This is a genomic window from Okeania sp. (genome assembly GCF_983059655.1).
In genome coordinates, this window is record NZ_CEZPJD010000152.1 from 1 (window position 1) to 12,794 (window position 12,794).

At 33.6% G+C, this 12,794-nt stretch carries 9 protein-coding genes; 5 read left to right on the top strand and 4 right to left on the bottom strand.

Annotated features, from left to right (window positions below; genetic code table 11):
- The 3 genes from AC3DU7_RS10975 to AC3DU7_RS10985 all read left to right on the top strand — a co-directional run.
- Nucleotides 1-207, top strand: a 207-nt coding sequence (locus tag AC3DU7_RS10975; protein WP_488039389.1) for a hypothetical protein, incomplete at its 5' end; no start/stop codon positions are given.
- Between the two features lie 120 nt (nt 208-327).
- The gene (gene ltrA, locus AC3DU7_RS10980; protein ID WP_488039390.1) at nt 328-2,157 is read left to right on the top strand and encodes a group II intron reverse transcriptase/maturase; all 1,830 of its coding nucleotides are present in this window, start codon (nt 328-330) and stop codon (nt 2,155-2,157) included.
- Between the two features lie 99 nt (nt 2,158-2,256).
- Nucleotides 2,257-2,886, top strand: a complete 630-nt coding sequence (locus tag AC3DU7_RS10985; protein ID WP_488039396.1) for a pentapeptide repeat-containing protein — start codon at nt 2,257-2,259, stop codon at nt 2,884-2,886.
- A 473-nt stretch (nt 2,887-3,359) separates the two neighbouring features.
- Here the strand turns inward: AC3DU7_RS10985 and AC3DU7_RS10990 are convergent, their stop codons facing one another.
- Together AC3DU7_RS10990 and AC3DU7_RS10995 are read right to left on the bottom strand one after the other, a co-directional pair.
- Entirely contained in the window at nt 3,360-4,433 is a 1,074-nt protein-coding gene (locus AC3DU7_RS10990) for a glycerate kinase (protein WP_488039391.1), read from the bottom strand.
- A gap of 538 nt (nt 4,434-4,971) precedes the next feature.
- Entirely contained in the window at nt 4,972-5,304 is a 333-nt protein-coding gene (locus AC3DU7_RS10995; RefSeq protein WP_202224815.1) for a DUF565 domain-containing protein, read from the bottom strand.
- 286 nt (nt 5,305-5,590) lie between these two features.
- Between AC3DU7_RS10995 and AC3DU7_RS11000 the strand changes: the two genes are divergently transcribed.
- Nucleotides 5,591-6,130 carry a hypothetical protein gene (locus AC3DU7_RS11000; protein WP_488039392.1) on the top strand — a complete coding sequence of 180 codons (540 nt, stop codon included), beginning with the start codon at nt 5,591-5,593 and terminating at the stop codon, nt 6,128-6,130.
- Between the two features lie 623 nt (nt 6,131-6,753).
- A complete protein-coding gene (locus tag AC3DU7_RS11005; protein WP_488039393.1) occupies nt 6,754-8,799 on the top strand; it encodes an ArnT family glycosyltransferase in 2,046 nt (681 codons plus the stop codon).
- A 587-nt stretch (nt 8,800-9,386) separates the two neighbouring features.
- Here the strand turns inward: AC3DU7_RS11005 and AC3DU7_RS11010 are convergent.
- Complete coding sequence (locus tag AC3DU7_RS11010; RefSeq protein WP_488039394.1) at nt 9,387-11,108, bottom strand: caspase family protein; 1,722 nt, start codon at nt 11,106-11,108, stop codon at nt 9,387-9,389.
- 262 nt (nt 11,109-11,370) lie between these two features.
- Nucleotides 11,371-11,757: a Pepco domain-containing protein gene (locus tag AC3DU7_RS11015; RefSeq protein WP_488039395.1), complete on the bottom strand. Its 387-nt coding sequence runs from the start codon at nt 11,755-11,757 to the stop codon at nt 11,371-11,373.
- Between the last annotated feature and the right edge of the window lie 1,037 nt (nt 11,758-12,794).

Below are 12,794 nucleotides of genomic sequence, written 5' to 3' on the forward strand. Positions count from 1 at the left end.
ACGTCCGGTTCTGAAGGAGAGGTGCGAGGGATAATACCCTCCATCGACTCTAACATCCCCCTCGCAGAAAAGATAACCATCTTAAGCATCACAGAACTTCAAATGATACAACAGGAAAAACCCTACAGAGTTCAGTATGGTAGTCAATCTACTGATAGGCAAAGAGTAATCAATGCGGAAATCTCTGGAGGGAGAAGGATGAGGTAAGAAGCGAATGCCACTTTGTAATGAAGTGGATAGGGGTTCAAAATTTGCCCCTGAGCGAAAGCGAAGCAGACGTACCTTGGGTCATATACGAAAAAGAAAACTTGTCAGGAATTGAACCAAATGAAAAGTTTGATATCTCATCAAGAGATAAATGGACAGGAGGGACAATTAAATAGCTGGAACGACATTAACTGGCGTAAAACTATCAAAATTGTCAAAAACCTAAGAAGACGTATTTTTCGTGCCAAAAAGCTCGGTCAGTATAAGCAACTAAGAAGATTGCAAAAACTGATACTAAAGTCCTACTCAAATCTACTATTGTCTGTTAGACAAATCACTCAATTGAATAGCGGTAAAGCTACTTCTGGTATCGATAAGGAGGTGATAAAAACTCCAGAAGATAGAGTGAAACTTATTAACAATTGGAAGGAAAACAAAGTCAAACCTGTTAAAAGGGTTTATATTCCTAAGTCCAACGGTAAGAAGCGGTGCGACCCCGCGTCGGCGAAAGACGCAAGCGGTCAGATCCCGCGTCGGCGTCAGACGCAAGCGGTCGGACCCCGCGCCGCCGACAGGCGCAAGGGAACGCCGACCAAGAGAGGGAATGCTGACCAAGAGAGGGAACGCGCACCAAGACAACGTCCTCTCGGCATCCCAACCGTGAGAGATAGAGTACAACAAGCAATAGTTAAAAATTCCCTAGAACCCGAATGGGAAGCGGTTTTTGAACCCAATAGCTATGGATTCAGACCAAAAAGAAGCTGTCACGATGCAATTATGCAATGTTACAGCAGACTCAATGCAGGAAACGCAGATAGATGGGTTCTAGACGTTGATTTAAAAGGATTTTTCGATAACATTAACCATGAAACTATAATCAATCTCATTGACTCTTTCCCTGCAAGGAAACTAATCAAGGATTGGTTACAAGCTGGATTCATTGACAATGGTGTTAAATACGAAACCTTAAAAGGGACACCGCAGGGTGGAGTGATTAGCCCAATACTAGCCAACATTGGCTTACATGGATTAGAGGAATTAATCACCTCTATTAAACTCCCTGCCAAAGCAAGAGGTTATCACAGACCAAAACTCGGCCTCATTCGCTATGCTGATGATTTTGTAATTACAGCTAGAGAGAAAGAACACCTAGAAACAGCTTTCACAACTTTAAAAACATGGTTATATGAGAAAGGACTTAAAATCAACTCCGAAAAAACAAAGATAGTTCACATAGATGAGGGATTCAACTTTTTAGGTTTCAATCTACGTCACTATGGTGGCAAATTACTAATTAAACCTGAAAAGGAAAAAGTCCTTGAATTCTGTAAGAAACTCAAGGATGAAATAAATAAAGGATTAGGTTTAACCCAAGTCGCCCTGATCAAAAAACTAAATCCTATCCTGCGAGGCTTTGCCAATTACTACAGAAGCCAAGTTAGTAAGGAAGTTTTCTCCTATGTTAATCATAGACTAACCAACTATCTTTGGAAATGGGCGGTTCGTAGGCATCCGCTCAAAGGCAAAAAATGGATAAAAGACAGATACTTCCACTATTACAATGGGGTCAAATGGACTTTCATGTGCGAAGAAGTAGGTAGAAACGGAAAAACGAAACCTATAATTTTAGTTGATATATCCAAAGATATACCTATTATCAGACACATTAAAGTCAAGAGTGTAGCCAGTGCAGATGATGCTAACTACACTGACTATTTTGAAGAACGTAACAAATCAATGGGTAGTAAAAGATGGGCCAAAGGTTCTAAATTGGACAAAGTAGCCAAAAATCAAAATTATAAATGCCCAATTTGTAACGACTCATTGCTTAATGGTGAACATCTAGAAATCCATCACATAGTACCTGTGGTGAAAGGCGGTTCAGATGACGTGAATAACCTTATACACCTACATAGAATGTGTCATAAGCAGGTACATAAATCCGAGTGAAATAAGGCTTGAAGTATGGCTTGAGCCGTATGAGTTGAAAGGCTCATGTACGGTTCTTAGAGGGGTGAGGTCTGGTAACAGACCAATCCTACTCGACTGATTGGAGCTGACCTCGAAGGTGCAAATCTTGAAGGTGCAAATTTGTCTGGGGCAAATCTTGCTGTGACTAATCTTGTTGGTGCTAATCTTTCTAATGCTAACCTCTCGAGAGTAAAAATGAATGATGCAGATCTTCGAGGTGCTGATTTAACAGATACTTACCTAGCTCATGCTAATTTATCTAGAGTTTATCTGACAGGAGCAACTTTAGAAAATGCTAATCTATTTGAAGCTAATTTGATTGAATCTGTTGTTAGTGGGGCTAATTTTTCTAATGCAAATTTACGTCAGTCATCTTGGTTTAGAGCTAATTTAGAAAATGCCAATATGAGTGAGTCTGACCTTTTTAATGCTGATATGCGTCAAGCTAATTTGAAAGATGTAAATTTTTCTAATGCTAACCTTGCTAAGGCAAAATTAATTGAAACAAATATAACTCTTGCTAATCTTAGTGGAGCTAATTTAGAAGGGGTTAATTTGCGTGGTACAAGCATAGGTCCAAGTGTATGTTTACTAACTAATTTTATTGCTTGTGCTCCTGAAAAAATAGTCCCTGAAGTAGTTCCTGAAGTGAGCCCTAAAGTAGTTCCTGAAGTTCAAGAAGAAGGTAAAGAAAAGGTTTATAAATAAATAGTTTGGAGTCAAACTAAATATACAGTTATAAGTAGTTTTAGTATGGTTAGTGTTGGTAACAGGAAATGAAAGAAATTGAATTTTTCTCACTGCTTACCATCCTATTTGGTTATACAGAATATTCTGCTTGAATGAGATACACTTATCGCGGGCAAGATGCCCGCATTTGCATTCATTTAATTGTTAATCTCTGTACTTTATATACTTGGAATCTACTGTATATTTTTCGTTTCACGCTCTCTTTGCCAAAAACTTTAAGAGTATATCTGAAAAGTTTTTCTGATACTGGATTTTGCCCCCCGAGCACCCCAACAAACAAAGTTAATCCCCCTCCTTTCCCCCTTTCCAAGAGGGAGGCTAGATGTTGCTGCGCTTTTTGTTGAATGGGGGATGCGCGGGGGCGAGCGATGTAGCAAATGGGACTTCTCAGATAACCTCTCAGTGAATAGTAATCAATAAAATTTTGTTGCTCAATTAAAATAATTTGGTTGATAAATTTTGCCAAGTGAATGATCGGAATTAATTTCTATGATTAATTCTACTAATTTAGTATTTTTCACCAGTGGTTTAATAAATAATTCTGGATGTAATGCTTTCCAAAAATACTCCACAAATTTTTCAATTTGACCATCACTCATCCCCGATTTTCCAGAAGCAATCATTTGTTGTTCTGCTTGTTGTCGCCACTGTTTAGAAAAGCGATAATCAGTGGGGTATAAAACAATTAACTTATCTAACTTTTCCCAAAGAGGTAAATAGTCTATTAATTTTCGATTCATATCACGAGCAAATTCCTGGTCTGTTTCTGTGATAATAGGTGGTGGTGCAACATTAAAAAGTTTCTCAGCAATTGGTCTAACTCCAACAAACCAACCTTCAAATAAAATAATATCAACTTTACTTACCATCTCAGGTTCAATTCTATCTCCAGCACCATTAAAAAGAGACTTATTAAATCTAGGAATTGGAATTAAATTATCAGATTTTTGATTATGAGATTGACGTAACTTATCTAAAGTTTCTATTCCTAAGTTAACATCATGGGTTCCTGGGGGACCGCGCCAAATTAATCGGGAATCTTGTTTTTGTAATAGTTGACGTTCAGCGTAGGTTTTATAAATATCATCAACAGAAATAGCTATTGTATTGTAGCCAAGTTTATCTAAAATCAAGATTAAAATTTTAGCAAGAGTAGTTTTACCTGTTCCTTGCCCCCCTAAAATACCTTGAACTAATGGATGACCTAGGTTTTGACATTTATCTGCTAGTTTTATCCCTAAAGGCAACCAAAATTTCCATAAATTTTCTAAAGTATTATTATCCTTCAATGGTAATTTATGATAGTCAGTAATTACAGATTGAAATAGAAGCGATCGCTCTCTAATTACTTCTCTGACATTTTCAGAAGTAATGTTAAAAATCTGGGCATGTGTTTGGTCTATTAATTCCTGAGTTTCTAAGATTTCTAATTCTTTTTTTCCTATAAATTTTCCTAGCTTTAAAGCTTCTAAAATTTGTACTCGAGATAAATTGGAAAATCCCATAAAAATCAAATTATTTAAGAAGGTGGTAGGTTTTAGGTAGTAGGCTGAAAAAGTTTACCGCCCGATCTTCAGAGTATAGTGACAATAGTAACAGAAGCTTATAGTTTAGGAAATGTAGATATTAGTTTAAAGGGAAGATGAAATATAAATATGGTAATCCTATTTTAGTTGCGGGTAAAAATATCTTTTAATTTAGGGAACAGGAAATTTTTAACTGAGAATAAAGGTAAAAGTTTCAGGTTTTTTATATATCCTTATATTTTTTACAAATGATTTCTCATTGCTATATATTAATCATTACTTGAAAAAGGGGTTCAGCAATTCAGTAGTCAACAAACAGCTTAGATTTATACTTAAATCGATAATCGAGAAAAATTCCTTTTGAAATGGCATTTCAAACCCCTCTTAAATTATTCTGCTTGTAGAAGTCCAGAATGTCAATCCAAGCTAATAGTTGAAAGCTAGTTAACTGCTAAGTAGTCGGACAAAATTACAGTTTGTTACCTAAAACCTAAAACCTACCACCGACCACCTCGAGCTAAGAACCTAATTTGAAAGCTTCTAAAAATAGACCATAAGTAAAACCAATTTTAAAACCATTCAAAATATCTATTCCCAAAGAACGTGCTATTTTCCCCTTAATACCATAAGCAAACCAGTTTAATAGTTCAGTAATCAGCAAACATATTAAAGCATAAATAACATCTAAGTAACCTTCTTGTCCAGCGATCGTAGAAACCGCAGTCCCAGCAAAATTACCAAATAACAAACTAATAACTAATAGAGAAATTCGACGCCAAGGATTACTCAACCATTGCCTAAACCTTTCACTAATAACATTAAATAATCTATTAAGACGAGTATTTTGCATAGATATAGATATTGAAGCTAAATATATAGCGCTATGGGCTAGAGAATAGGGAACAGAAAACAGGGAATAGCAAACAGTAAAAGGGTTTTTGTATTGAAAATTGTACTAACCATTTCTTGTAGTGCTATATTATTGTATTTTTAATTTTTTGACTTTTTAAATCAATTTGAAAGTTAAAAATACTCTAGTTAGTTTAACATAGCAGAAGAGCAAGCTGTAATGTATCAGGTTAATTGAACAAAATCAGGGTGCCAAGTTAAGAACGAAAAGAAAGAATCAAATTCAAATGAAATTTCAACCTTATACACAAATTATTATTACTTTTATATTTTTTTTGTTAGGATTAATTATTGGCAGATTTCAGTTGACAATATCTTGGGAAAAAAATGATTATGAAACATTGTCTCAACCTCAGTTATTAAATATTCCTACTCAGAAACCCCTACCAACATCTCCAACCAAACAGATTCAAGAATGTGGTCTCCTCACAACTACTTCTCAATCATCCATAGTAAAAACCGATAAAGGAGCTTTTCGAGTTAGCAACTGTACAAATCGTCCAATTCGTCTAGCACTACTAGCTAAATCCTCAGACCAATCTTACCAAAAATCTGCTCACTGGGATTTTGCTCCGGGAGAAGGTAGTAATAGAGGATTAATACTTTCTTTGCCAGAAGAAAAATTCACCTTGAAACCAGGAGATATCCTAGTTGTCTTTGCCCAAGATGGCTCTCGTTTATACTGGGGACCTTATGTTGTAGGAGAAACAAAATTTCCTACTTGGAATAGAGAAACATTAGAATGGCTGTTAATTTTAAAGCCTTGAAAAAATATGATTAATGGTCACTCTTTCAATAGAAGCAATAGGTAATAGGGAATTGCTGATTTCATATCTTAAAATTGATGTAAGTAAAACTTTTGCAATAGGTCTAATACTAAATTGATAAATGTTTACTACAAATAACTTTCTAGGTGGCAGTTAGTAGGTTTTAGTAAATTATTAATTGTTAGTTATTTAAGCATTCAGCCGTCAGCTATAGTCATTCTGAATAAGACTGGAACACTTTTTCAACTGAAACTCTTTCAAGGTAAGAAACTCTTGTCTCAATCTTAACTGGAATGACTATATCAGCTGTGAGTTATTAACTCATTATCTTGGAAGAAGGAATGAGTAGTCAAGGAGAATTAAAAGTTCTGTTTGCGCAGCATTCCGCAGGAAATGAAATATTTCTGTCCGCTAACCTTAGTTTTTGCTTGATTCTTTAAAAAGCTGATAGCTGTTTGCGCAGCATGACCTAGGAAATGCTAATAGCTGAATGCTTACTTAGTTATTAATTATTAATTATTTACTCGCCAGTTTATTTGTAACATTCTTTTTTCAATTTGGTCTAATTTATAGCTAAATTAGGGTTGAAACTTTTAAGAAGAACAAAGGATAACTAAATCTGAATGAAACTAATACAAGAATTAGAAATTATCAATTGGTTTAAAACTCAACCAAAAAATCATCTTTTAATATTAGGACTTTCTGTTTTATGGATCTGTTTACTTGCTTGGTTAGCCTTTTTTTGTAATTTGGGAAATATTGGTCTAGTTGATGAAACAGAACCACTTTTTGCTGAAGCTGCTCGTCAAATGGTAGAAACTGGAGATTGGATTACACCTTATTTTAATGGAGAAACTCGCTTCGATAAACCACCTTTAATTTATTGGTTAATGGCGATCTCTTATCATATTTTTGGTATTAATGAATGGTCTGTGCGTCTCCCTTCAGCAATATCTGCGACTTGTTTAGTATGTTTTGGATTTTACGTCCTCTACAAATATGGTAATTATCATTTGAGTAATCAGGAATCTACCCCTAAGAATAAGTTTTTAATAGTAAAATTATTAATAGCATGGATTGGTGCTGCTATGATTGCCTTAAATCCAGAAACTATTGCTTGGGGACGTATTGGAGTTTCTGATATGTTATTAACAGGCTGTATGTGTTCGGCTTTATTCGCCTTTTTTATCGGATATGCTTCACAAGCAGATAATCATCAAATTTATCAAGTAAATCATCCTCAAGAACAAAAAAATCAACATTCAAAAAACAGCAAAATACTCAGAAAAAAAGTTTCATCAAAGCCAAATAAAAATCAATTATTAATAGCCACAAAAACTCCCAAAATTAACAGATGGTATTTAGCTTTTTATATCCTAATATCTTTAGCAGTTCTCGCCAAAGGCCCGATTGGAATTGTTTTACCAGCAATAATTATTGGTTCATTTTTATTATATGTAGGAAAATTTGTTCAAATCTGGAAAGAAATCAATATTTGGCGTGGTAGCTTAATTTTTTTGACTATTACTTTGCCTTGGTATTCTTTAGTAACCTTAGTCAATGGAAAAGAATATATTGATAGTTTTTTTGGTTATCACAATTTTGAACGTTTTACCAAAGTTGTTAATCATCATGGAGCACCTTGGTACTTTTACTTTTTAGTCGTACTAATTGGTTTTGCACCTTGGTCTATTTATTTACCCATAGCGATCGCTCAAACTAAATTTTGGCAACGTCGTTATTGGTGTAATAAACAACGAAATGAACAGTTAAGTCTATTTGTTTTTTTCTGGTTTATTAGTATCTTCATTTTCTTCTCAGTCTCTGCCACCAAATTACCGAGTTATGTCTTACCATTAATGCCAGCAGCAGCAATATTAATAGGATTATTTTGGAGCGATATTATTATTAATAGAGATTTAGTTATTGGTCAGACTAATAAAACTGCTAATAATTCCACATTAACTTTGAATACAAGTAATAATTTTGTTAAACCTGTTGCCAAATCCAAGAGAAATAATTCTACATTAATAAGTCGCTTTTTATCTGCTTCAATTATCGCTAATATCATTTTTCTGCTAATTTTAGCCATAGCAATTATCTTCAGTTTTAATTGGTTAGATGGAGACCCAGCTATGCCATATTTCTCAGATTTAATTAGAGAGTCGGGTTTATTAATTCGTGGTGGATTAATCTTAATAACTACAGCAATAGTGGTGGTATTTCTTTTAGTTAAAAAACAAACTTCTTGGATTTGGAGTACTAACTTTATTGGATTAGTAGCTTGTTTAATTTTTACTATTAATCCGATGATATTTTTAGTAGACCAAGAACGTCAATTACCCTTACGTCAACTAGCTCAAACTATTGTTGAAGTTAGAAAACCTGGAGAAGAAATAATTATGATTAGCTTTGAAAAACCTAGTTTAGTTTTTTATACTCAGCAACAAGTAGAATTTTTCAGACGCGCTACGAATGCCAGAGAATATTTAGAGAAAATTGTTCAAAAAGACTCTTCTGGTAATGTTGTAATGATTGGTTATCCAAAAAAGTTTATTCATGTAGGATTAAAGCCTGGGCAATATAAATATTTAGATAGTCGTGGTGCTTATCAATTAGGTAAAGTTCCTAAAAATATATTCTTGAAAAAGCAAAGCAGTAATAGGTAATAGTTCAAGAATTAATAATTAACAATTAACACAGCAATTATCAAGAAACGTGAGGTACAAAATTTATTTATTTTAGGGAGTAGGGAAACAGGGAATAGAAAAGAAGAAAAACAACTGTACCTCAGTAACTTGAGAAATGCTATAAATAATTACCTCTCCTTAAAATAAGAGGATTGGCGAACATGATTTTTTTTCTTGATTTATTCAAAGAATAAGAGGCTTTAAACCTTAATTATTCGGTAAATTTTAATTGTCAATATCTTATATCATGTCCGGATAATTAGTTATGAAAAAACTTTCTCCTTTTCCTCTTATTTATTATTTTATTGCTTTTTTCTTCTTCTTTCTTCCCTCCTAATTCCTGACTCTTGACTCCTGACTTCTCCGTCATTTATTTATAATTATTCAACCGGACATACAGCCTATTCCATGTAAGTGTTGTACAGTAATTCTAGTAAATTTGATTAATAAGAATGAAAACTTTATTGCATACTTCAAAAACTATTTAAAAATTTAGTGTCACTGTACCTCATAAACCTGGAATCCGCTGTAATATTACTACAATTCCTTCAAAATATTTATTCTGTTCAAATGGCTGTTTTTGAATATTGACCTCTCAATAATAAATCCCAATCTTGACGTGCCCTGGGAGACCAAAGCCAATTTTTTTGCAATTGTTGAATATGAAAATTTTTGCCACTTTCTCCCATAACTTTATTCAAATAAAATAAAGCTTGCTCGGGAGTTTTTTGTAAATTTTGAGCAGATTTAAACTGTATTAATCCCAAACCAGCATAAGCATTCAAAACTTCTATCTTATTGACAGATAAATTTATCAGATCATTATCAGGAACAGGAGGGATTTTTCCTGAAAAATGCAATACTTTTAACCAATAACCATAAGCTTTTTCCATATCTCCTTTAGTGTAATAAGCAAAGCCTAACGCATTTTGATATTGAATAGTTTCTGGACTTTTAGCAGCAGCTTTTTTCCAATAACTTATAGCTTCATATATCAGATTATTTTGATTACTATCTTGGAAAATTTCCCAAGCTAATCTACCTTTAAGAAAATTAATTTTTGGATGGTCTTTGAGTTGTTCGGGTACAGCAGCGATCGCTTCTGCTGCTTTTTCTATTTTTCCTGTTTCTAGTAATTTTTCTACAGCCATTTTGCCAGCCTGAATATCATTTTGATTAAACTTTCTAATTGCTAAATTTTTTTCCTGGATATTATTAACTCTTTCATCAACAAGTCGAATCCTTTTATAGTCATCGTTCATACCTGGAGCAGGTGCTTTAGGCAATTGAGTATTTATTTGTGACAGTCGATTGAAAGTAATGGTATTAGTACCAAAGACTAACATTACTACTGATGCTGTAGATACTAATATTTTTTTCAAGGAAAACTTATTAGATTTTTCCTGAATATTTGATGTGCTTAATAATGACTGAGTTTGTGTTACTGAATCTTCTTGTTTTTTATTTCTTTGATTTCTAAGTTTTTCTATTATTTCTCTTTCTTGCAATAACTCTTCGAGAGTCATTACTTGATCTTGATTATTGGTGGTATGCCAATTAAAATTATCTGTTATAGTTGCATACTTTGGCATCAAAATAGAATCAGACATTTCAATTGGATCGGCTATAACATAAGGAGTTTGTCTGTATTGAGTTAATTGTTGAACCTTTTCTTTCAGGTATTTATTTAACTCTTTAACAGTTGCTCCTTTCTGTGTACCCAATAAATTTAATAACGCATAAGTAAAAGCCCCATGTTCCAGTTCGGGTAGTTCCCAAGAATATTCGCCACGACTACAAGAAAAAAAACTAATCATTCCCATTTGACGAGCTTTTTGTTTAGTTTGCTCTCCCGGCCCTTTGATACTTTTAATACCCTGGTCTCTGCACATATCTAGAAACAACACAACATTCCCCGCTCCACATTTTTTAAGCTGCTGAATGACATAGTTAACTGAAATAGCACTTTTTTGAATATCTTCATGGGTATCAGAAAGCATGAGGTAGTCAAGACCGTCATTTATAAAACCATGGCCACTGAAAAAAAACCAAAAGTAATCGTCAGACCCCATTGATAAATTTCCAATCTCTTTCAATTTTATTTCTATATCAGAACGTCCTGGATATTCATAACTATTAGAAGAATCATCTGAGTAGTGCAAAACTTGATCAAAACCTGCTTTTTTAAGTAAAAAGTCTCGCATTTTTTCAGCATCATTTGCAGCATACTTGAGAGGAATAAACTTATATTTCTGAACTCCAATAGTCATTGCAAACTTCTTAGGCATTTTGTTGATGTCCCTTGAATTTAAGTTTTATAGCACCCTTTCCACCAGCTTTTACCAAATAATTAATAATTAAATAATTCAGGTTCAACACCTCCCCTTTCAAGAGATTTTTTTCCCTTAAATGTCAATCCTCTCCCTCAAAGGGAGAAGTAATTATTAATTATTAATTGTTAATTGTTAATTGCTGAAACTACTTCCAAAAAGACTCTCTTTTCCTTCTTCATCAACTTCAACTGAAAGTTCTATCTCGTCTAGTTGAATTTTATTTTTGTAGATGCCGCTTAAATTTAAGTTTGATAGCACCTTTACCACCAGCTTTTCCTCCACTTCCGAAAAGACTCACTTTTCCTTCTCCATTAACTTCAACTGAAATTTCTATTTCATCTAGTTGAATTTCAGTCTGAGTAGGTTTTTCTGCTCTACTCAACAAACGCTCAAAAACATCTATCAAATGACCCATTTCTGTTTCTAAAGTATCCACTGCAACTTCATACTCTCCAATCTTTTTATCTGAAGATTTAGAAGACTTTTCTGTAGAAAATCTAGGCATGGGTGGACTAAACGCATCAATACTTTTTGCACCTTCTTTATTATCAGTTGTAGCGGTGTTAATACTGCTATAAGTTATGACTCTAATGGTGTCTGACATAAGAATAATTGCTCCTTAATTATTTATTGACTAAGTATTCAATCCAAAGACAAATATCTTTCCATTTCAAAAAATATCTGAGTAAATTTCACCTCATCATTGATACCTAGACAATCTCTTTCTTAATCCTGAGAGAATTTTCAGGAAGTTTTGCGTTGAGTAATAGAATTGAATTGAATTGAGCATCAAACTAGATAAGAGAAATGTTTACCCTGAATGCTGAGAATTGAATCTGATTATCAGAAAGGCCAGAAAATATATAAACCTCAATAGTACTTACTTAACTTTTTGCTGATTCTTAATGCTGAGAGAATTTTCAGGAAATTTTGCGTTGAGTAATAGAATTGAATTGAGCATCAAACTAGAGAAGAAAAATATTTATCCAGAGTGGTGAGAATTGAATTTGATGATAATAGAGGCCAGAAAATGTATAAATCCCAATCATGCTTACTTAACTTCTTTCTATTTCTTAATCGTTAGAGAATTTTCAGGAAATTTTGCGTTGAGTAATAGAATTGAATTGAGTATCAAACTAGAGAAGAAAAATATTTATCCAGAGTGGTGAGAATTGAATTTGATGATAATAGAGGCCAGAAAATGTATAAATCCCAATCATGCTTACTTAACTTCTTTCTATTTCTTAATCGTTAGAGAATTTTCAGGAAATTTTGCCTTGAGCAATAAAATTGAATTGAATGTCAAACTAGAGAAGAAAAATATTTATCCAGAGTGGTGAGAATTGAATTTGATGATAATAGAGGCCAGAAAATGTATAAATCCCAATCATGCTTACTTAACTTCTTTCTATTTCTTAATCGTTAGAGAATTTTCAGGAAATTTTGCCTTGAGTAATAGAATTGAATTGAATGTCAAACTAGAGAAGAGAAATATTTACCCTTTATCAAACCCATTTGATATATATCTATTTATAGCGGTTTTCAAATAGATAGACTACAGTGGTCGAAGCATTTCCTACTGTCTGCTCCCTACTCCCTACTCCCTACTCCCTACTCCCTACTCCCTACTCCCTACTCCCT

Excerpts from the sequence above, each read along its gene's own strand:
- ltrA (WP_488039390.1), top strand. The coding sequence starts at position 328 with ATGAAAAGTTTGATATCTCATCAAGAGATAAATGGACAGGAGGGACAA.
- AC3DU7_RS10990 (WP_488039391.1), bottom strand. The coding sequence starts at position 4,433 with ATGGGATTTTCCAATTTATCTCGAGTACAAATTTTAGAAGCTTTAAAG.
- AC3DU7_RS10995 (WP_202224815.1), bottom strand. The coding sequence starts at position 5,304 with ATGCAAAATACTCGTCTTAATAGATTATTTAATGTTATTAGTGAAAGG.
- AC3DU7_RS11000 (WP_488039392.1), top strand. The coding sequence starts at position 5,591 with ATGAAATTTCAACCTTATACACAAATTATTATTACTTTTATATTTTTT.
- AC3DU7_RS11005 (WP_488039393.1), top strand. The coding sequence starts at position 6,754 with ATGAAACTAATACAAGAATTAGAAATTATCAATTGGTTTAAAACTCAA.
- AC3DU7_RS11010 (WP_488039394.1), bottom strand. The coding sequence starts at position 11,108 with ATGCCTAAGAAGTTTGCAATGACTATTGGAGTTCAGAAATATAAGTTT.
- AC3DU7_RS11015 (WP_488039395.1), bottom strand. The coding sequence starts at position 11,757 with ATGTCAGACACCATTAGAGTCATAACTTATAGCAGTATTAACACCGCT.